Below are 19,658 nucleotides of genomic sequence, written 5' to 3' on the forward strand. Positions count from 1 at the left end.
ATTAATGTCTGATTTACATCTAATTAACAGTTTTGTATATAATAAATTAAAACATATAAAAATGAAAAAACAGTTACTAGCTTCTATTTTTGGCCTGCTTGTATTCTTAACAAGCTGCTCAAAAAGCACTGATGATGATGGAGATATAAATCCACCTGCCACGGGTACGGTTGAGGTTTCAGGAGATATTACGACAAGCACAACATGGAGTGCAGATAAAATCTACCTTTTAAAAGGAAATGTTTTTGTAACCAATAATGCTACATTAACCATTGAGCCAGGGACAATTATCAAAGGTGATAAAGGTACTAAAGGTGCTTTAATCATTACCAGAGGCGCTAAAATTATGGCTGTTGGTACAGTTGAGAAACCAATTGTATTTACTTCAAGCATTACTGCTGGTGCCCGTAAAGAAGGAGATTGGGGCGGTGTAATTTTATTGGGTAAAGCGCAAAATAATTTGGGTACCTCAGTGCCGATTGAAGGTATTTCTGATGCAACTGATAAAGGTAAACACGGTGGTACGGATAATACTGATAATTCGGGTATAATGAAATATGTACGTATAGAATTTGCAGGTATTGCGCTAAGTCCGGATAACGAAATCAACGGTTTAACTTTTGGGTCTGTTGGGTCTGGTACTACAATCGATTATATCGAGGTGTATCGTTCGGGTGATGATGCTTACGAATGGTTCGGTGGTGCCGTTAACTGTTCTCACTTATTGGCTATCGACAGCTGGGATGATGATTTTGATACAGATAACGGTTTCTCTGGTAAAGTTCAATTCGGGTTAGCACAGCGTTTAGCTGTAACTGCCGACGTTTCTGGTTCAAACGGTTTTGAATCAGATAACAATGCCGCTGGTGATAACGCTACACCACAAACATCAGCTGTGTTTTCAAATATGACCATTTTAGGTCCGGTAGCCTCTGGTGGCAGCAGTATTAATGCTAACTTTCAGCATGGCGCTCAAATCCGTCGCAACTCTGCAATGAGCTTATTCAACTCAGTAATTGTTGGTTACACAGAAGGTGTGTTTTATGATGATGGATTGCCAACTACACCTGTAGGTGGTGTTCTTTTGAATTCCTCCCTTAACCTTACGGCGGGTAGATCTGTATTTGCTAACAACTTAGTTTATAACAGCAATAGTAAAAACAATCAGATTAAAGCATCTAATGCAACAGCGCTAGGTGTAATTACTCCATTGTTAACAGTTGCGAATACATTTGATGCAAGTGCTACAGCAGAGAGTATCTTTATCAGTCCTTATAAATATTCTGCAGATTTAGTTGCAGCCGCCAGAGTTGGTACACCAGATTTTACTGTAAAAACTGGCTCTGCCGCAGCTTCAGGTGCTGCATTTACCAACGCAAAATTAGCGTCAGGATTTACATCTGTAGCTTACAGAGGTGCTTTTGGTACTGATAACTGGGCTGCAGGCTGGGCTCATTTCGATCCGCAATCTTTACCTTACACTACGCCTGGTGCTGTAAAATAATATTTTAAACTATATAAAAAGGGCCTTCATGCATTTACATGGAGGCCCTTTTTGTTTATCCTGCAGGATATATATAAAAGTAGTGGATGAATACCTATACGGCTGTAGTTAGTAAAACTTAATATAAGCTTAACACAGCAACTGTAGCATTAACAGGCATACTTGCGTATAAGCTATAAATAAATCAAAACAAATTATGAAAAGAACACTTATTCAGCTGGCAATGCTATTCACCATTGTTTTAATCAGCTTTTCCTGCAAGAAGAAAACGGAGCAGGAACCTAAAATTGAAATTGATGAAACCAATTTAACTGTATGTCCGGAAAAGGGCACCTGTCAATACCTGTTTACAGAGTATGCCGATGTCAGCGAGCAGCCTGCAATATTTAAAAGTGGCGACTACAGGATATTCTGGTCCGAAGTTCAAAGTCCGGGAATGACTGCAAGAATTTATGTTAAGGCACCTATGCATAGCAACACATTTTTGCTGGGAAAAGCTGATATACTGGATGGTAGGGTGGAATTGTTCACTTCATGCCCTGCTTGTTTAACGGCCCCTTTTAAACCTGTAGACGGATATGTTAAAGGAATTAACTTAACGCCAGACAGACCTGCCGATCAGACAAAATGGCTTTTGGAGATAAAGATAGTCAGCAGGATTGAGGGATCTCCAAATCTGGAAACGTTACTGATTAAACAATATTTTTATCCGAATTTTGTTTACAATTAAAACAATAAAGGGGCGCCGCCCCTTTATTGTTTTAAACCCGGGTCATAAGCATAAACAACTTTATAAGGTATATTTTTTAATTTGGTTGAGATTTGTCCTATGCTCAGGTCCTCTTTTTGCGGGGTAGGTTCACATACAGAATAAGTTTTGCCATTGTAAAATATAGGTGAACCAACAGGTTTGTCAAATTGAACGGCCATGGTAATGTGGGTAGGATATAACAAGGCAATCATGGGCAGATTATAAATTTCTTTTACCAGGTAAAAGAACAAGGCTGCCCTGTCATCGCAATCACTGTATTTTGCAAACAGCGTTTCTTCGGGTGATAAGCGTTTCTCTTTACCAAAGTTTTTATCATCATCTTCATATAAAAAAGAGTACCGCGTAAAACGCATCAGGTAGTCAATACCCTTTTTCTGGTTCATATCTTTTACATTCTTTTTTAAGATTGGTATTAGGGACCCGTAGGTCTCCTTGCTTAAGGGGATATTAAAATACGATTCAAAATCTACAACCGGATAATTGGCAAAAATGGTTTCAACTTCAGGGTTTAGTTTAACGTTGAAGTGGTAAACTTTGTGTTTGTAGCTAAACTGCAGTTGTTTTTCATAATAGGCTTCAGGTTTAAAGTCGGGCATGCGGGTTACTTTGTAAGAAAAGGCGCCTTTTGCTTCGGGCATACTGATCATGCCGTAAGGCGGGACCTTATTTAAATCGGCATAAGCATAATCATGATGGTTTAAACACATATATTTTTTGTTTTCAAACATCACAAAAGGAATATCCGAAATGTCCTCATCATTATATACATAAAATATGATCCGGTTGTCGGCAATGGTTAGCCTTGCATCATAGCCAGACTTACACAGTAAAAACCATTTATAAAAAGTATAGCGTTCATAGTTCTCCTTCTTTGGGCTAATGGCCTGGGCGGTTTTCCGGATCAGCTGATAATACATCCAGTCGTTTAACTGTTGCCGGGTTTTGTAAGTGAGCAGGGTGTTGACTATATCCCTATACCTGCCCTTACTAGCCTTTTCGTAGCAGGTATTAATGTATTGTTCGGATAGCGTTGTGCTGTTATCAACAATTATCGAAGAATCAACCTCAAGGTTAAACGTATCATTATAAAAGTCAAAGCTTGTGTAATAGCCCGATTGCTGACCATACACCTGTTGCAGAGCCAGTATCAAGCAGAGCGAACCGAATATTTTGAGCAAATGGTTCATGATACATTGTTTTATTATAAGATAACATTAAATATACATAAAAGTAACCCGATATGTGTATTAAGCTTTCAGTTGCTTATTGGCAATAGTTAACAAAGATTTAATGAGCTTTTTATTAACACACAGGAAATCTTTATCATAATTAATTTTTAACAAAGCCTTAACATCATGACTTTACTTTTGTGATATAAATATTTGGTTAGTATTTATAAAGTTTAGGTTTAGTTGATACAAAAAAAGCCACGATGGATGTCGTGGCTTTTTTGTTTAAAAATTCTTTCCGATCTTCTCCAGCATTTCGGCTGGGATATTCTGCATATCGACTACCAGAAAGCCATCCAGGCAATCGGAAAACTTAGGGTCTATATTGAAGCAAATAATCTTGGCATTCAGGTTCATGTACTGCCTTAACAGTACCGGAATTTTGATGTGAGAGTTTTCAATATCAGAGATCAGGCTGTCAAGATCTTTTAAAGATTCACTGCTTTCAATCAGCAGGTCCTTATCAATGGCGGACAGGTCGGCCTTAAATTTGTTCTTTGGTTTTACGTAATGGGCCAGTTCGTAATCAAAGTGGTTTTTAGTGATATAATCAACGATCAGCGATTTAGAGAACTTGGAAAAGTTGTTGCTGATGCTAACCGGCCCGAACATGTACCGGTATTGGGGGTTATCCAGCAGGTACTTTAAAATGCCTTTCCACAATAAGAACAAGGGAAGTGGCTTTTGCTGGTATTCTTTACGGATCCAGGAGCGTCCGAGTTCTATGCCTTTTCTTAGCAAGGGATAAAAAGGCTCTTTAATTTTAAAAAGCTCAGAAAGATAAAAACCTCTTCTGCCCATGGTGTTTAGGATCTCATCTCCCTTACCAATGCGGTAAGCCCCAACAATATTCTGCAGCTCTTTGTCCCATATAAATAAATGGTGGTAATAGATATCGTAATTGTCGAGATCTATTTTTTTATTGGTACCCTCACCAACCTCCCTGAAGGTGATTTCCCTGAGGCGGCCAATTTCCCTTAAAACGTTAGGTATGGCTACTGTAGGTGCAATATATACCTCATAATTTTTTTCCTGCCATACCCTGAAACCTTCCAGCTCTTCAATTTCGTTAACAATTAAGTTTCGGTCTGTTTCCTCAATAATAGGCTCTGGTTTTTTCTTGATTTTAAACAGGTTGATGGGGTTGAACAGTTTTTTTTCTTCTTCCAGTCCGGTACCCAATGCATAAGTACGCGCACGTAAAAAATCGAGCAGCTTATTCGTATTTTTATGGTAAGAGATGTCTTCTATATTTATAGGTTTGCCAATTCTGACCTTTATTTTAAGTCCCTGTTTGTTTAAAAATTCAGAAGGTAGTTTTGCTGTTCTTAAGGTGGGGTGTATAAAACTTAATATATTAAACAATACCCCATTGTTGCCATGAAAATAGATGGGTATTACAGGCACTTTTGCCCGGGCAATCAGTTTACCCACTACAGGATGCCATAACCTGTCGGTAATTTCCTGTTTATCCAGGCTAAAAGTAGAAACTTCGCCTGCGGGGAAGATGCCAATGGGTGTGCCACTCTGTAACAGGTCGAACGTTGCTTTTAACCCGCTGATGCTGGAAGTGTGCTGCACGTTTTCGAAGGGATTGACCGCAACAAAGAACTCACTCAGATTGGGGATCTTTTTTAGAATGAAGTTGACCATAACCTTGGCTTCTGGTCTGACTGTACAAAGTAGTTTTACTAAAGCAAGTCCCTCAACACCACCATAAGGGTGGTTGGCAATGGCTATAAAGCCTCCGGTTTTTGGTATATTTTTAAGGTCATCTTCATCAAAATCGATACTTACACCAATAGTTTCTAATATTTTGTCGACAAATTCAAGTCCGTTAAAATGTTCATTCTGAGAAAAAACTTTGTTGATGTCGTTTAATTTCATCATCTCCATGAGCAGAGCTGCCAAGCCTGGTACACCTAATTTATCTATCTTTGTGGCTTTTGCAAACTCTTTGGTAGTTATGATCTTCATTTAAATTTTGATTAATGAATCGTAAAGCAATTTCAAAAATAAGATTTATATTTTTAAAGATCATGACAAGCTAAAAATAACCTGGAAATAACAGTATAAAATGCCGGAAGCTGTGGAGGGTGTTAAATTATCTGGTTAGATTAGCTATAGTTAATCAGGTTGCAAAGATGATGAAATGGCTAAACCTTTACTTTGATTTTACAAGACGGGAATTTAATGGGCTGATGGTGTTGATATCGCTTATTTTTCTGGTGATGCTGTGGCCATACACTTATGGATGGATAAGGGGGGAGGAAACCTTTACTGAGGAGGAACAGCTGGCTGTACTGAAACTTTTGGCAGCCGAGAAAGAAAAGCCGGCGTACAAGGGCTATGACAAGAAATATTTTAGATACCCGGCAAAAAAGAAACACAGTCTGTTTGTTTTTGATCCGAATACCATTGGGCAGGCCGGTTGGGAAAAGTTTGGCCTGTCGCCTGGACAGGCCAGGGCAATTTTAAAATACAGGGATAAGGGTGGGAAGTTCAGGAAAGTAGAAGATCTGCAAAAAATGTATACCATAAATGATGCTTTATATGCAAAACTGATTCCTTATGTAAAGATTGTAGCCGCGGAAGTACCTGATCATCCGGGAAAATTTAATTTGAAAACTAAGTTTGTAAAACCTGATATTGTTGTGGAGATAAACGGGGCCGATACTATTGAACTGGATAAAATAAAAGGGATTGGGATGAGCTTTGCCAACCGGATTGTGAAATACCGGGAACGCCTGGGTGGATTTTATAAAAAGGAACAGCTGATGGAGGTATTTGGTCTGGATTCTGTAAAGTATGAGGAGATTAAAGGGCAGATAAAGGTTGATGCCGGCAGGCTTAAAAAGATAAATGTCAATGCAGCCCTGTTTGATGATTTCAAAAACCATCCTTATATAAGATATAAACAGGTGAATGCATTGATACAATATAGAAAACAACATGGAAATTATAGTAATATTGCAGACTTATATAAAGTTGTCATTATGAACCAGGAAACAATAAACCGTTTGGCACCTTATCTTGAATTTTAACCATGATCGAAACAAAAATAAAAGCTACTGTACGGGATGTGATCGATTTTCCGAAACCTGGAATCGTTTTTAAGGACATTACTCCGATATTAAAGGATCCGGCTTTGTGTATAAACATTACAAGGGCACTGGCGGAACAGCTTAAGGGGGTTGAAATAGATGTGGTTGCCGGTATTGAAAGCCGGGGTTTCTTGTTTGGGCCTGCGCTGGCGCAGCTGTTAAATGTGCCTTTTGTGCCGATACGTAAAGTGGGAAAGCTGCCTTATAAAACCGTGCAGCAATCTTACGACCTGGAATACGGCAAGGCAACGATTGAGGTTCATGAAGATGCCCTGTTGAAAGGGCAAAAAGTATTGATCCATGATGATCTGCTGGCTACCGGGGGTACTGTTGTGGCGGCATCTAAACTGGTCATGCAGCTGGGTGCAGAAGTGACCGGTTATTCTTTTATCATCGCGCTTGACTTTTTAAATGGAAGGCTGCGGCTGGAGCCCTATACCAGGCAGATCTTTTCGCTGGCTTCCTATTAAAAAAGCTTCTCTCACTTTTGTGCAGTATCAGCCGTTACTACCCGCCGGGGAAAAAAAATAATAAAAATCTTTTTTGGCTGTATTTATTTTGTCTAAAATGACAGGGTAAGGTTAATGGACTAAATACCATTTCGTTCTATCTTTTAGCGAATTTTTGACTGGTGATGCTCTGGTTTTATTTGTTTATAATTGCCTGGATTCAAACAATAAGATATGTTAGAAATGATGGATGGTTCTGTAGGATACAACTTTAGTATCTCAGAAAATCAGGAGATGATCAGGGGCATGGTAAAAGATTTTGCCGAAAAAAATATCAGACCAAAACTGATGGAATGGGACGAAGCACAATATTTTCCTGTTGAAGTTTTTAAAAAGCTTGGTGAACTTGGACTGATGGGTGTATTGGTTCCGGAAAGCTACGGCGGTTCGGGGTTCGGCTACCAGGAATATGTAGATGTTATTGTAGAGGTAGCAAAAGTTTGTGGTTCCATAGGTTTATCTGTAGCCGCACATAATTCTTTGTGCACAGGTCATATCCTGGCTTTTGCCAATGAGCAGCAAAAACAAAAATGGTTGCCTAAGCTGGCAACTGCAGAATGGATAGGGGCCTGGGGATTAACAGAAGCAAATACCGGATCGGATGCTTTAAGGATGATGACTACTGCCGTATCTGATGGTGATGAATATGTAATTAATGGCGCTAAAAACTGGATTACGCATGGTAAAACAGGTGATGTGGCTGTGGTAATGGTCCGTACCGGTGAAAAAGGTGATTCAAAAGGAATTTCTGCTATTGTTGTAGAACGTGGTACACCTGGTTTTTCGGCAGGTAAAAAAGAGAATAAACTTGGCATGAGAGCCTCAGAAACGACGGAAATGATATTTGACAATTGCAGGGTTCCGGCAGCAAATCTTTTGGGGAAAGTTGGTGAAGGCTTTAAACAGGCGATGAAAGTATTGGATGGTGGCAGGATTTCGATAGCTGCATTGTCTTTAGGTATTGCCAAAGGTGCTTATGAGGCTGCAGTTGCATACGCAAAAGAACGTCATCAGTTTGGACAGCCTATAGCCAGTTTTCAGGGGATTAGCTTTAAGCTGGCAGATATGGCCACTGAGATTGAGGCTGCGGAGCTGTTGATCAGACAGGCGGCCGATTTAAAGAACAGAGGACTGCAGATGACGAAGGAATCGGCAATGGCTAAATATTTCGCCTCGGAAGTTGCCGTAAGATGCGCTACTGAAGCAGTTCAGATTTTTGGGGGCTATGGGTATACCAAAGATTTTCCTGTTGAGAAGTTTTATCGCGACAGCAAATTGTGCACAATAGGAGAGGGAACCTCAGAGATTCAGAAAATTGTAATTGCACGGGAAGTACTGAAAGACTAGTATTCCATTTGCATTATGCTGATTCGTATAAAAAGGGTACATCCGGCTATTTTACACGCCGGATTTATCCTTTTTTATTTTACTGAAATGATGCTGTCGACCACAAAGGGGCTATATCCTCTCCAGGGTAAGCTGCTTACATATTCTTTATAATGCAGTTCGAATACTTTTCCGCTGTTTAACATCATTTTTTCGGCAACGGCCTTATCTGCAACAGAAAATTCAAACTCATTGGACTGGATGGCTCCAGGTTGTCCGGTGCGGAATCCACTTTGGATAAGCTTGCCTTCATAAGTTTTAAACATATAGCCTTTTTTTACTACATAATTGAGTTGACCGGCTTTTACGCCTTCTCCAAATACAAAATAGTACCGGTAATACAGAAAGCCTGCTAAGATCAGGAAAACTATGCCGAGTACAATGAACAGTGTTTTTTTAGATTTCATAGCTAAACAAATTGACGTTTTATAAAGATATATAAATAATATAGTTATAAGATGATGGATGGTTATTAATTAAAATGAATTTATTGTTTTGATTATCGTATAAAAGCTTTATCTTTGCAGTCCTAAAAACAACGAGAGGAGGTATTTTACGTTATGATCATTATTAATATTAAAGACGGCGAATCATTAGATAAGGCGTTAAAACGTTTCAAAAAGAAATTTGAAAAAACAGGGGTGTTAAGAGAATTACGTAGCCGCCAAGCTTATGAGAAAAAATCTGTAGCACGTCGTACACAGGTGAAACACGCCATTTACAAGCAAAACATGCAACTTGAAGGAACGATCTAGTTCTGAATGGTTTATATAATATTAAAAGGCCGCCGGATTTAGGTGGCTTTTTTTTTACTTTAAAAAAACGCTTATTAAATTATTGTTTTGTATATTCACTTAACGAGCATTACTAAGCGTTTCTATGACTGTTGAGCATTTTCTGACCTACCTTCAGCACGAGAAGAGATATTCTTCACATACCATCCAGTCTTATCAAACAGATCTGCTACAGTTTACTGATTTTATGCAGCAAACTTTTGAACTGCCCTTAACTGAGGTGAAGTATGTGCATATAAGAAATTTTATTGTTGCACTGATGGAAGATGAAATTTCTGAGAATTCTGTGGGCCGGAAGCTATCTGCCCTACGCAGTTTTTATAAGTATCTGTTGCGCGAAAATGTATTGTCCTCAAATCCAATGGCGCTTGTTAAGGCACCAAAGGTACCTAAGAGATTACCTGTATTTGTGGATGAAGGTAAACTTGACCTGCTGCTGGATTCAGAAGAATTTTTTGATGGTAGCTTTCCTTCACTGCGCGATAAAACGGTTATAGAAACTTTATTTGGTACCGGGATCCGTTTGGCCGAACTGCTCTCGTTAAAGGAAACAGATATTAATTTTTATGAATCTACGATCAGAGTGATGGGGAAAAGAAGTAAGGAGAGGATCGTTCCAATAGGTAAAACGCTTAGGGAACAGTTCAGGGTTTACATGGAACTTAAAACATTACAAAATTTTGATAACAAAACGACCATGTTATTCGTTACTGATAAAGGAGCTGCTGCTTACCCTAAACTGATATACAGAACTGTGCAGCGTTATTTGACTTATGTTTCGACACAAGATAAAAAAAGTCCCCACGTGTTGCGCCATTCTTATGCCACTAGTTTATTGAACAGAGGGGCCGATTTGAATGCCATTAAAGAATTATTGGGACATGCAAGCTTAGCGGCAACGCAGGTTTATACGCACAATTCAGTAGAAAGATTAAAAACAATATATAAACAGGCCCATCCAAAGGCGTAAAAAAGGAGGAAAATATGAAAATTACAGTTCAATCGATCCATTTCAATGCAGACCAGAAGTTATTAGATTTTATTCAGAAAAAAGTGGATAAGTTAGATCAGTTCTTTGATCAGATTATCAGTGGTGAAGTGTATTTAAAATTAGAGAACGTAGAAGATGAGGCCAATAAGATCAGTGAGATCAAACTGATTGTTCCTGGGGGTACGATGTTTGCGAAAGAGCAGTGTAAGTCGTTCGAAGAAGCGACGGATTTGGCGATAGAATCCTTGAGAAAACAAATAACCAAACATAAAGATAAGACAAGAATTAAGCTGAGTGAGCACAAGGTGCTTTTGAATGAGAATGAAGTGTCTGATTATTAGATACATATTTTCAAGCTTTTTAATATGAAACTGGCAGATTTACTTCTGCCAGTTTTTTTTTGAAAATAATTTTGTGTAGTATATAAATTCTTGTAGATTTGCATTCCATTTCAGAGAGGGCGTTGCCCTGGTAAGAAAAAGGGAATGTTCTGTGAAAGATTAATATTGTAGAATACATTGCTTAAATTGACGCAGTGGATAATATAAGCCTCCTTAGCTCAGCTGGTAGAGCAACTGACTTGTAATCAGTAGGTCATTGGTTCGATCCCGATAGGAGGCTCTTTTAATATAGTATAGGAATATGCGATAATTAAAATGGGGAGATACCAGAGTGGCCAAATGGGACAGACTGTAACTCTGTTGTCGCAAGACTTCGAAGGTTCGAATCCTTCTCTCCCCACAATAAAGAAGCGGAAGTAGCTCAGTTGGTAGAGCGATAGCCTTCCAAGCTATAGGTCGCGAGTTCGAACCTCGTCTTCCGCTCAAAATGGAAAAAGCTGGGCAGATTGCAGCTAAGAATAAAAAGCCGAAGTAGCTCAGCGGTAGAGCACTTCCTTGGTAAGGAAGAGGTCGTGGGTTCAAGTCCCATCTTTGGCTCAAAAAAAAGAGATGCTTTGTGAATCTGTTTATAGACAGCAGCTGAACAAGGTTTTTCGTGTTGAAATAGTATCAAAACAAATAATAAATAAAAAGTTAACCTACTAATAAGTATAAAAACATGGCAAAAGAAAAGTTTGACCGCAGCAAGCCGCACTTAAACATCGGCACAATCGGTCACGTTGACCACGGTAAAACAACCTTAACAGCAGCTATCACTAAAGTGTTATCTGATGCTGGTTTATCTGAGGCGCGTTCATTTGATTCTATTGACTCTGCTCCAGAGGAAAAAGAAAGAGGTATCACCATTAATACAGCACACGTTGAATATTCAACGGCTAACCGTCACTATGCACACGTTGACTGTCCAGGTCACGCGGATTATGTGAAAAACATGGTTACTGGTGCTGCGCAAATGGATGGAGCTATCATCGTTGTAGCGGCTACAGATGGTCCGATGCCACAAACTCGCGAGCACATCCTTTTGGCTCGTCAGGTAGGTGTACCTTCATTGGTTGTATTCATGAACAAAGTGGATATGGTTGATGATCCTGAGTTACTAGAATTAGTAGAGATGGAAATTCGTGAATTGTTATCTTTCTATGAATTCCCTGGTGATGATATTCCTGTTATTCAAGGTTCGGCTCTAGGTGGCTTGAACGGAGATCCAAAATGGGTTGCTAAAATCATGGAATTAATGGACGCTGTAGATAGCTATATTCCAATTCCTCCGCGTTTGACAGACCTTCCATTCTTAATGCCTGTTGAGGACGTATTCTCGATCACTGGTCGTGGTACTGTTGCAACTGGTCGTATTGAGCGCGGTGTAATCAACTCTGGAGATCCTGTTGAGATCCTGGGTATGGGTGCTGAAAATCTTAAATCAACTGTAACAGGTGTTGAGATGTTCCGTAAGATCCTTGATTATGGTGAGGCTGGTGATAACGTAGGTTTATTATTACGTGGTATTGAGAAAACTGATATCCGTCGTGGTATGGTTATCTGTAAACCAGGTTCGGTAAATCCGCACACTGATTTCAAAGCTGAGATCTATGTATTGTCGAAAGCAGAAGGTGGACGTCACACTCCATTCTTTAATAAATACCGTCCGCAATTCTATTTCCGTACTACAGACGTAACTGGTGAGATTTCACTGGCTGAAGGAACTGAAATGGTTATGCCAGGTGATAACGTTACGATCACTGTTAAATTGATCAACGCTATTGCAATGGAAAAAGGTCTGCGTTTCGCTATCCGTGAGGGTGGTAGAACAGTAGGTGCCGGTCAGGTAACTGAAATTTTGAAATAGTCAATATCTCCTTAGGGAAATAGAGATGATAAAGCAAAGTACTTGGGCTTTGATTGCCTGAGTACTTTGTTCTAAAAAAAGTTCTGATTCTTAAAATAAGAATTTAATACACACGGGAATAGTTCAATGGTAGAATAGAGGTCTCCAAAACCTTTGATCAGGGTTCGAATCCTTGTTCCCGTGCAAAAAAATAATTATGGCTAAAGTAGTTCAATTTATTAAAGAATCATACGAGGAAATGACCCAGAAGGTTACCTGGCCTACATGGGGAGAATTGCAAAATTCTGCAGTGCTGGTTTTGGTAGCTTCGTTAATCATTGCATGTGTTGTATTTGCAATGGATAAAGGGTCTACTTTTGTGTTGGATACTTTTTATAAATCACTTTCTAATTAATATAGCTAGATGGACGGTCAGTTGAAATGGTATGTAGTTAGAGCTGTTAGCGGTAAAGAGAAGAAAGTAAAACAGTATATAGATTCTGAAATCAGTCGTTTAGGTTTTTCTCATCTGGTACCTCAGGTACTGATACCGATGGAAAAATACTATCAGATGAAGGACGGGAAAAAGATTGCCAAAGAGCGCAACTTTTATCCGGGTTATGTTTTGATAGAAGCTATTTTAGATGGAGAATTGGAACACATTATTAAGAATATTAATAGTGTGATTGGCTTTTTAGGGGATAAGGGCGGAAATCCGGTTCCTATGCGCCAGGCGGAAGTTAACCGTATTTTAGGTAAAGTTGATGAGATGAGCCAGCAAGGTGAAACCATGAATGTTGCTTATTATGTTGGAGAGAACGTTAAGGTTATGGATGGACCATTTAATGGTTTTACCGGCGTTATTGAAGAGGTTAATGAAGAGAAGAAAAAATTAAAAGTTATGGTTAAGATTTTTGGAAGGAAAACTCCGCTGGAACTTAACTATATGCAGGTAGAAAAAGAATAAAGACCTTAAATGTTACATGCTTCCAACATTATAACATTGAGTATTACTATTAACAAAACAGAAAATGGCAAAAGAAGTCAGTGCGCTTGTTAAATTACAGATCAAGGGTGGAGCTGCAAATCCATCGCCGCCGGTAGGACCTGCATTGGGTGCTAAAGGGGTGAATATCATGGAGTTTTGCAAACAGTTCAATGCTCGTACCCAAGATAAGCCCGGTAAAGTATTACCAGTTGTAATTACTGTTTATGCTGACAAGTCTTTCGAATTTATCATCAAAACCCCTCCGGTTGCTATCCAGTTAAAGGATGCTACTAAATTACAGAGTGGTTCTGCTGAGCCCAACCGTAAGAAAGTTGGTTCGGTGACTTGGGATCAGGTTAAGTCAATTGCTGAAGATAAAATGACTGATTTAAATGCATTTACTATCGAATCGGCAATGAGTATGGTTGCCGGTACAGCACGCAGTATGGGAATCACCGTTAGCGGTGATGCACCTTGGACAAATTAATTAACAAAAAACAGTTTACAACAGTGGCTAAATTAACAAAAAATCAAAAAAAGGCACATGCTAAACTAGAATCTGGTAAAACGTATTCTTTAAAGGATGCGGCTGCTTTGGTAAAAGAGATTACTACAACTAAATTTGATGCATCGGTTGATATCGATGTAGCTTTAGGTGTAGATCCGCGTAAAGCGAATCAAATGGTTCGTGGTATCGCTACTTTACCGCACGGTACAGGTAAAACTGTACGTGTATTAGTTCTTTGTACTCCTGATAAGGAAGAAGAGGCTAAAGCAGCAGGTGCAGATTTTGTAGGTTTAGACGAATATGTAGCTAAGATTGAAGGTGGATGGACTGATGTTGACATTATTATCACTACTCCTGCTTGTATGGCAAAAGTAGGGAAACTGGGCCGAGTTTTGGGTCCACGTAACCTTATGCCAAACCCAAAATCAGGTACTGTAACCAATGAAGTTGGTAAAGCAGTTACTGATGTAAAAGGCGGTAAGATTGATTTTAAAGTTGACAAAAGTGGTATTATACACGCTTCAGTAGGAAAAGTATCATTCCCGGCAGAAAAAATATATGAAAATGCATTAGAAGTACTTCAGGTAATTTCTAAGCTAAAACCATCTGCTGCAAAAGGAACTTATTTTAAGAGCATTCATGTTTCTTCAACTATGAGTCCTGGGATTGCAATCGAAACTAAATCAGTAGCGGGGATCTAATTATGAACAGAGAAGAAAAACACGAATTAGTTTCTGCGCTTCAAGTGAAGATGCAGGAGTTTGGCAATTTTTATATTGCTGATACATCGAGCTTATCTGTTGAGAAAGTAAACAGTATCCGTCGTAAATGTTTTGAAAGCGGGATTGAAATGCAGGTTGCAAAAAATACTTTGATCAGAAAAGCGATTGAAGGATTGGAAGGCGATGCATCAGAGATTTTCGTGGCACTTAAAGGTCAGTCAGCCTTATTATTCTCAACAGTAGGCAATGGTCCTGCTAAGCTGATCAAAGCGTTGAGGAAAGGTTCTGATAAACCTGTGCTTAAAGCAGCTTATATCGATTCGACAGTATTTATCGGTGACAACCAGTTAGATACTTTAGTAAGCCTGAAATCAAGAGAAGAGCTTATTGGAGATATCATTGGATTACTACAGTCGCCAGCTAAAGACGTTATATCGGCATTACAGTCTGGTGGTAGCAAAATTGCAGGAATTGTTAAAACTCTTCAAGAGAGAGAAGGTTAAGGACACCTTAAAAGTTCATATTAAATAATTATTTTTACGTAAATTTTTAAAAATCTATAAAAATGGCAGATTTAAAAGCGTTTGCTGAGCAATTGGTAAACTTAACAGTTAAAGAAGTTAACGAATTAGCTCAAATCTTAAAAGACGAGTATGGTATTGAACCAGCTGCTGCTGCAGTTGCTGTTGCAGGTCCTGCTGGTGATGCTGCTCCTGCAGCTGAAGAAAAATCTACTTTCGATGTAATTTTGAAAGAAGCTGGTGGTCAGAAGTTAGCAGTTGTTAAATTGGTAAAAGACCTAACTGGTTTAGGTTTAAAAGAAGCTAAAGATTTAGTTGATGGTGCACCAAAAGAATTAAAAGCTGGTGTTGCTAAAGACGAAGCTGAAGCTTTGAAAAAACAATTAGAAGAAGCTGGAGCAGTAGTTGAAATTAAGTAATAGCTTAATTTTAATATAACTTAAACATAGACTCCGACTATATAGTCGGAGTCTATACCTGTTTATAAACATTTCATTTAGTTTGATTGATGAGATGCATTTAACGGCAAATCAAACAAATAGTTTATTCTTAAAGTAAATTAACTTTAGTCCATTGGCAAATAAAGTCGACCAAAGAGTAAATTTTGCACGTAGTAAGCATATTATAGATTACCCGGATTTTCTAGATGTGCAGTTGCAATCATTCAGAGAATTTTTTCAGATAGAAACCACTTCGGATAACCGTCATACAGAGGGTTTATTTAAGGTATTTGCTGAAAATTTTCCAATCACAGATTCCAGAAACATCTTTGTTTTGGAATTCCTTGATTATTTTATTGACCCGCCGCGTTATGATATACCTGAGTGTATTGACCGTGGGTTAACTTATAGTGTTCCGTTGAAAGCTAAATTAAAGCTTTCGTGTAATGATGCTGAGCACGAAGATTTTGAAACCATTATTCAGGATGTGTATTTAGGGACCATACCTTATATGACCCCAAAAGGTACATTTGTGATTAACGGAGCAGAGCGTGTAATTGTTTCACAATTGCACAGGTCGCCAGGTGTGTTCTTCGGCCAAAGCCGCCACACAAATGGAACTAAATTGTACTCAGCCCGTGTAATTCCTTTTAAAGGTTCATGGATCGAGTTTGCTACAGACGTAAACAACGTGATGTATGCTTACATTGATCGTAAGAAAAAGTTCCCGGTTACCACCTTATTGCGTGCTATTGGTTACGATTCTGATAAGGACATTCTGGAGCTGTTCGATCTTGCCGATGAGGTAAAGGTCAGCAAATCCGGCTTGAAAAAATATATCGGGCGTAAGCTTGCAGCAAGAGTATTGAGGAAGTGGGTAGAGGATTTTGTAGATGAAGATACTGGTGAGGTAGTTTCAATAGATCGTAATGAAGTGATCTTAGACAGGGATACTGTATTGGAAGACGACCACATTGATATGATCATTGATGCTGGTGTGAAGACGATCATCTTATCTAAGGATGATGGTGCTAGCCAGGCTGATTATACCATTATATATAATACTTTACAAAAGGATACATCTAACTCAGAAAAAGAGGCTGTTGAAAACATCTATCGTGCTTTGCGTAATGCAGAACCACCTGATGAGGAAACTGCAAGAGGTATCATTGAGCGTTTGTTCTTTTCGGATAAACGTTATGACTTGGGTGATGTGGGCAGGTACCGCATTAACCGTAAGTTGAAAATGGATACTCCCGATCATGTAAAAGTTTTAACGAAGGCTGATATCATTGCCATTGTTAAGTACCTGATCAAACTGATCAACTCTAAAGAAGAGGTGGATGATATTGATCACTTGTCGAACCGTCGTGTTCGTACAGTAGGTGAGCAATTGTACGCTCAGTTTGGTGTTGGTCTGGCACGTATGGCAAGAACCATCCGTGAGCGTATGAACATCCGAGATAACGAGGTATTTACACCAACTGATCTGATCAATGCCCGTACTTTATCATCGGTGATCAATTCATTTTTTGGTACAAACCAGTTGTCACAGTTCATGGACCAGACGAATCCTTTGGCAGAGATTACGCACAAACGTCGTTTGTCGGCCTTAGGCCCGGGTGGTCTGTCGCGTGAGCGTGCAGGTTTCGAGGTACGTGACGTTCACTATACGCACTATGGCCGTTTGTGTACAATTGAAACGCCAGAGGGACCAAACATTGGTTTGATTTCTTCTTTGTGTGTTCATGCGAAGATCAATAATTTAGGTTTCATTGAAACTCCTTATAAGAAAGTAGAGAACGGTATTGTTTCGGTTGATGAACCGGTGATTTACTTATCTGCTGAGGATGAAGATGGTAAAACCATTGCGCAGGCAAATGCAGCTTATGATGATAAAGGTAATTTCACCACTTCACGTGTAAAAGCACGTTATGAGGGTGACTTCCCGGTTATTGAGCCAGAGAAACTGGACTTAATGGACGTGGCGCCGAATCAGATTACTTCAATTGCAGCTTCCTTGATTCCTTTCCTTGAGCATGATGATGCGAACAGGGCCTTGATGGGATCGAACATGCAACGTCAGGCCGTACCATTGTTACGTCCTGAGGCTCCTATCGTTGGTACAGGTTTGGAAGGTCGGGTAGCCCGCGATTCAAGAACGCTGATTAACGCTGAGGGTGACGGTGTGGTGGAATACGTTGATGCAAATGAGATCACCATTAAATATGTGCGTAATGACAGTGATCGTTTAGTTTCTTTTGAAGGTGACAGTAAAACCTATAAGTTAATCAAATTCAAAAAAACCAATCAGAATACCTGTATCAATTTAAAGCCAATTGTTAAAAAAGGCCAGAAGGTTGTAAAAGGACAGGTGTTGTGTGAAGGTTATGCTACTGAAAATGGTGAGTTGGCATTGGGAAGAAACTTAAAAGTTGCTTTCATGCCTTGGCAGGGATATAACTTTGAGGATGCGATTGTAATCAGTGAGCGTATTGTCCGTGAAGATATCTTTACTTCTTTACACATCGAAGAGTTTGAGCTGGAAGTACGCGATACCAAACGTGGGGAAGAGGAATTGACTCCAGATATTCCTAACGTTTCTGAGGAAGCAACTAAGGATCTTGACGAGAACGGTATCATCCGTATCGGTGCTGAAGTGAAAGAAGGTGATATCCTTATTGGCAAGATTACCCCTAAGGGAGAATCTGATCCTTCACCGGAAGAGAAGTTGTTGCGTGCTATATTTGGAGATAAGGCAGGAGATGTTAAAGATGCATCTTTGAAAACCCCTCCATCTATCAGGGGTGTGGTAATTGATACCAAATTGTTCTCAAGAGCTAAGAAAACTACTAAAGCAGAAGAAAAATCTGCAATAGAAAAACTAGATAAGAAATATGATCTGGCTGTTTTAAACCTTAAGAATGAGCTTGTAGATAAATTGTTCCAGATTGTGAACGGTAAAACGTCGCAGGGGGTATACAATGTTTATAAAGAGCTATTGTTCCCTAAAGGTGCGAAATTTACGCAGAAAAGCTTATCAGACCTTGAATACGCACACATCAATCCATACAAATGGACTACTGATGACGACAAGAATGAGCAGATCAAAATGTTGTTGCACAACTACGGTATTCGTGTAAACGAGGAGCTGGGTGCTTACAAACGTGATAAATTTGCCATTAGTGTTGGTGATGAACTTCCATCTGGTATTGTACAGATGGCCAAGGTTTATGTTGCCAAGAAACGTAAGTTAAAAGTAGGGGATAAGATGGCCGGACGTCACGGTAACAAGGGTATTGTAGCCCGTATTGTTCGTGATGAAGATATGCCATTCCTTGAAGACGGAACACCTGTTGATATTGTGTTGAACCCACTGGGTGTACCTTCACGTATGAACTTAGGTCAGATCTATGAAACTGTACTGGCATGGGCAGGTAAAGAATTGGGTGTAAAATTTGCTACTCCGATTTTTGATGGTGCCAAACATGACGAAGTAGAGGATTGGATCGCTAAGGCGGGAGTACCTGCTTCGGGCAGAACTTATTTACATAATGGTTTAACGGGTGAGAAATTTGACCAGCCAACAACTGTAGGTATCATCTACATGTTGAAATTGGGGCACATGGTTGATGATAAGATGCACGCCCGTTCAATCGGACCATACTCATTGATTACACAGCAGCCATTGGGTGGTAAAGCCCAGTTTGGTGGTCAGCGTTTTGGTGAGATGGAGGTTTGGGCATTGGAAGCATTTGGTGCGGCCAATATCCTGCAAGAGATCTTAACCGTTAAGTCGGATGATGTGATCGGAAGGGCCAAAACCTATGAAGCGATTGTAAAAGGCGAGAACCTTCCTACTCCAGGTGTACCGGAATCATTTAATGTATTGGTACATGAGTTACGTGGATTAGGTTTAGATATTACGTTAGACTAAGTATTTAGTATGAAGTAGTTGGTATTT

General features: G+C 39.4%; 19 protein-coding genes and 5 tRNA genes. 21 read left to right on the top strand and 3 right to left on the bottom strand.

Going from position 1 to position 19,658, the window contains the following annotated elements:
* The first annotated feature begins 4 nt into the window (after positions 1-4).
* Positions 5-1,504, top strand: coding sequence for a hypothetical protein (locus HDC92_RS10240; protein WP_012780999.1), 1,500 nt, complete (start codon positions 5-7; stop codon positions 1,502-1,504).
* Positions 1,505-1,700: 196 nt separating this feature from the next.
* The gene (locus HDC92_RS10245) at positions 1,701-2,234 is read left to right on the top strand and encodes a hypothetical protein (RefSeq protein ID WP_012781000.1); all 534 of its coding nucleotides are present in this window, start codon (positions 1,701-1,703) and stop codon (positions 2,232-2,234) included.
* Positions 2,235-2,257: 23 nt separating this feature from the next.
* Here the strand turns inward: HDC92_RS10245 and HDC92_RS10250 are convergent, their stop codons facing one another.
* Positions 2,258-3,463, bottom strand: a complete 1,206-nt coding sequence (locus HDC92_RS10250; RefSeq protein ID WP_183874258.1) for a hypothetical protein — start codon at positions 3,461-3,463, stop codon at positions 2,258-2,260.
* A 267-nt stretch (positions 3,464-3,730) separates the two neighbouring features.
* Positions 3,731-5,482: a lysophospholipid acyltransferase family protein gene (locus tag HDC92_RS10255; RefSeq protein WP_012781002.1), complete on the bottom strand. Its 1,752-nt coding sequence runs from the start codon at positions 5,480-5,482 to the stop codon at positions 3,731-3,733.
* A 167-nt stretch (positions 5,483-5,649) separates the two neighbouring features.
* Between HDC92_RS10255 and HDC92_RS10260 the strand changes: the two genes are divergently transcribed.
* The 3 genes from HDC92_RS10260 (at position 5,650) to HDC92_RS10270 (ending at position 8,465) form a co-directional block, all read left to right on the top strand.
* On the top strand, positions 5,650-6,549 hold the full coding sequence (locus HDC92_RS10260; protein ID WP_183874260.1) for a ComEA family DNA-binding protein: 900 nt from the start codon (positions 5,650-5,652) through the stop codon (positions 6,547-6,549).
* A gap of 2 nt (positions 6,550-6,551) precedes the next feature.
* Positions 6,552-7,079, top strand: a complete 528-nt coding sequence (locus HDC92_RS10265) for an adenine phosphoribosyltransferase (protein WP_183874262.1) — start codon at positions 6,552-6,554, stop codon at positions 7,077-7,079.
* A 213-nt stretch (positions 7,080-7,292) separates the two neighbouring features.
* On the top strand, positions 7,293-8,465 hold the full coding sequence (locus tag HDC92_RS10270) for an acyl-CoA dehydrogenase family protein (RefSeq protein ID WP_012781005.1): 1,173 nt from the start codon (positions 7,293-7,295) through the stop codon (positions 8,463-8,465).
* Positions 8,466-8,539: 74 nt separating this feature from the next.
* Here HDC92_RS10270 and HDC92_RS10275 read toward each other — a convergent pair whose 3' ends face one another.
* Positions 8,540-8,911 carry a hypothetical protein gene (locus tag HDC92_RS10275; RefSeq protein WP_012781006.1) on the bottom strand — a complete coding sequence of 124 codons (372 nt, stop codon included), beginning with the start codon at positions 8,909-8,911 and terminating at the stop codon, positions 8,540-8,542.
* Positions 8,912-9,064: 153 nt separating this feature from the next.
* Here HDC92_RS10275 and rpsU point away from each other — a divergent pair, with 153 nt between their 5' ends.
* The 16 genes from rpsU (at position 9,065) to rpoB (ending at position 19,631) form a co-directional block, all read left to right on the top strand.
* Entirely contained in the window at positions 9,065-9,259 is a 195-nt protein-coding gene (gene rpsU / locus HDC92_RS10280; RefSeq protein ID WP_012781007.1) for a 30S ribosomal protein S21, read from the top strand.
* Between the two features lie 124 nt (positions 9,260-9,383).
* Positions 9,384-10,268 carry a tyrosine-type recombinase/integrase gene (locus tag HDC92_RS10285; protein WP_012781008.1) on the top strand — a complete coding sequence of 295 codons (885 nt, stop codon included), beginning with the start codon at positions 9,384-9,386 and terminating at the stop codon, positions 10,266-10,268.
* Between the two features lie 14 nt (positions 10,269-10,282).
* On the top strand, positions 10,283-10,630 hold the full coding sequence (gene hpf / locus HDC92_RS10290) for a ribosome hibernation-promoting factor, HPF/YfiA family (RefSeq protein WP_012781009.1): 348 nt from the start codon (positions 10,283-10,285) through the stop codon (positions 10,628-10,630).
* A gap of 207 nt (positions 10,631-10,837) precedes the next feature.
* Positions 10,838-10,910: transfer RNA gene (locus HDC92_RS10295), tRNA-Thr, on the top strand.
* 37 nt (positions 10,911-10,947) lie between these two features.
* Positions 10,948-11,030: transfer RNA gene (locus tag HDC92_RS10300), tRNA-Tyr, on the top strand.
* Between the two features lie 10 nt (positions 11,031-11,040).
* Positions 11,041-11,113 (top strand) — tRNA-Gly (locus tag HDC92_RS10305).
* A 42-nt stretch (positions 11,114-11,155) separates the two neighbouring features.
* A tRNA-Thr gene (locus HDC92_RS10310) sits at positions 11,156-11,227 on the top strand.
* Between the two features lie 121 nt (positions 11,228-11,348).
* On the top strand, positions 11,349-12,536 hold the full coding sequence (gene tuf, locus HDC92_RS10315; RefSeq protein ID WP_012781010.1) for an elongation factor Tu: 1,188 nt from the start codon (positions 11,349-11,351) through the stop codon (positions 12,534-12,536).
* Positions 12,537-12,648: 112 nt separating this feature from the next.
* A tRNA-Trp gene (locus tag HDC92_RS10320) sits at positions 12,649-12,719 on the top strand.
* A gap of 13 nt (positions 12,720-12,732) precedes the next feature.
* The gene (gene secE / locus HDC92_RS10325) at positions 12,733-12,930 is read left to right on the top strand and encodes a preprotein translocase subunit SecE (protein WP_012781011.1); all 198 of its coding nucleotides are present in this window, start codon (positions 12,733-12,735) and stop codon (positions 12,928-12,930) included.
* Positions 12,931-12,939: 9 nt separating this feature from the next.
* Positions 12,940-13,482, top strand: coding sequence for a transcription termination/antitermination protein NusG (gene nusG / locus HDC92_RS10330; protein WP_012781012.1), 543 nt, complete (start codon positions 12,940-12,942; stop codon positions 13,480-13,482).
* Positions 13,483-13,546: 64 nt separating this feature from the next.
* Positions 13,547-13,990 (top strand): 50S ribosomal protein L11, encoded by a 444-nt coding sequence (gene rplK, locus HDC92_RS10335; protein ID WP_008243137.1) that lies wholly within the window; start codon positions 13,547-13,549, stop codon positions 13,988-13,990.
* Between the two features lie 23 nt (positions 13,991-14,013).
* Entirely contained in the window at positions 14,014-14,712 is a 699-nt protein-coding gene (gene rplA / locus HDC92_RS10340; protein ID WP_012781013.1) for a 50S ribosomal protein L1, read from the top strand.
* Between the two features lie 2 nt (positions 14,713-14,714).
* Positions 14,715-15,236 carry a 50S ribosomal protein L10 gene (rplJ, locus tag HDC92_RS10345; protein ID WP_183874264.1) on the top strand — a complete coding sequence of 174 codons (522 nt, stop codon included), beginning with the start codon at positions 14,715-14,717 and terminating at the stop codon, positions 15,234-15,236.
* A 62-nt stretch (positions 15,237-15,298) separates the two neighbouring features.
* Positions 15,299-15,673, top strand: a complete 375-nt coding sequence (rplL, locus tag HDC92_RS10350; RefSeq protein ID WP_008243131.1) for a 50S ribosomal protein L7/L12 — start codon at positions 15,299-15,301, stop codon at positions 15,671-15,673.
* Between the two features lie 154 nt (positions 15,674-15,827).
* Positions 15,828-19,631, top strand: coding sequence for a DNA-directed RNA polymerase subunit beta (rpoB, locus tag HDC92_RS10355; RefSeq protein ID WP_012781015.1), 3,804 nt, complete (start codon positions 15,828-15,830; stop codon positions 19,629-19,631).
* The last annotated feature ends 27 nt before the right edge of the window (positions 19,632-19,658 follow it).

Origin of the sequence: Pedobacter sp. AK017, from assembly GCF_014200825.1 — a bacterium.
In the GTDB taxonomy this organism is placed as follows: domain Bacteria; phylum Bacteroidota; class Bacteroidia; order Sphingobacteriales; family Sphingobacteriaceae; genus Pedobacter; species Pedobacter heparinus.

Excerpts from the sequence above, each read along its gene's own strand:
- HDC92_RS10285 (WP_012781008.1), top strand. The coding sequence starts at position 9,384 with ATGACTGTTGAGCATTTTCTGACCTACCTTCAGCACGAGAAGAGATAT.
- HDC92_RS10265 (WP_183874262.1), top strand. The coding sequence starts at position 6,552 with ATGATCGAAACAAAAATAAAAGCTACTGTACGGGATGTGATCGATTTT.
- rplL (WP_008243131.1), top strand. The coding sequence starts at position 15,299 with ATGGCAGATTTAAAAGCGTTTGCTGAGCAATTGGTAAACTTAACAGTT.
- HDC92_RS10260 (WP_183874260.1), top strand. The coding sequence starts at position 5,650 with ATGATGAAATGGCTAAACCTTTACTTTGATTTTACAAGACGGGAATTT.
- HDC92_RS10270 (WP_012781005.1), top strand. The coding sequence starts at position 7,293 with ATGTTAGAAATGATGGATGGTTCTGTAGGATACAACTTTAGTATCTCA.
- HDC92_RS10275 (WP_012781006.1), bottom strand. The coding sequence starts at position 8,911 with ATGAAATCTAAAAAAACACTGTTCATTGTACTCGGCATAGTTTTCCTG.
- tuf (WP_012781010.1), top strand. The coding sequence starts at position 11,349 with ATGGCAAAAGAAAAGTTTGACCGCAGCAAGCCGCACTTAAACATCGGC.
- nusG (WP_012781012.1), top strand. The coding sequence starts at position 12,940 with ATGGACGGTCAGTTGAAATGGTATGTAGTTAGAGCTGTTAGCGGTAAA.
- rplK (WP_008243137.1), top strand. The coding sequence starts at position 13,547 with ATGGCAAAAGAAGTCAGTGCGCTTGTTAAATTACAGATCAAGGGTGGA.
- rpsU (WP_012781007.1), top strand. The coding sequence starts at position 9,065 with ATGATCATTATTAATATTAAAGACGGCGAATCATTAGATAAGGCGTTA.
- HDC92_RS10245 (WP_012781000.1), top strand. The coding sequence starts at position 1,701 with ATGAAAAGAACACTTATTCAGCTGGCAATGCTATTCACCATTGTTTTA.
- HDC92_RS10255 (WP_012781002.1), bottom strand. The coding sequence starts at position 5,482 with ATGAAGATCATAACTACCAAAGAGTTTGCAAAAGCCACAAAGATAGAT.
- HDC92_RS10250 (WP_183874258.1), bottom strand. The coding sequence starts at position 3,463 with ATGAACCATTTGCTCAAAATATTCGGTTCGCTCTGCTTGATACTGGCT.
- HDC92_RS10240 (WP_012780999.1), top strand. The coding sequence starts at position 5 with ATGTCTGATTTACATCTAATTAACAGTTTTGTATATAATAAATTAAAA.
- secE (WP_012781011.1), top strand. The coding sequence starts at position 12,733 with ATGGCTAAAGTAGTTCAATTTATTAAAGAATCATACGAGGAAATGACC.
- rplJ (WP_183874264.1), top strand. The coding sequence starts at position 14,715 with ATGAACAGAGAAGAAAAACACGAATTAGTTTCTGCGCTTCAAGTGAAG.
- hpf (WP_012781009.1), top strand. The coding sequence starts at position 10,283 with ATGAAAATTACAGTTCAATCGATCCATTTCAATGCAGACCAGAAGTTA.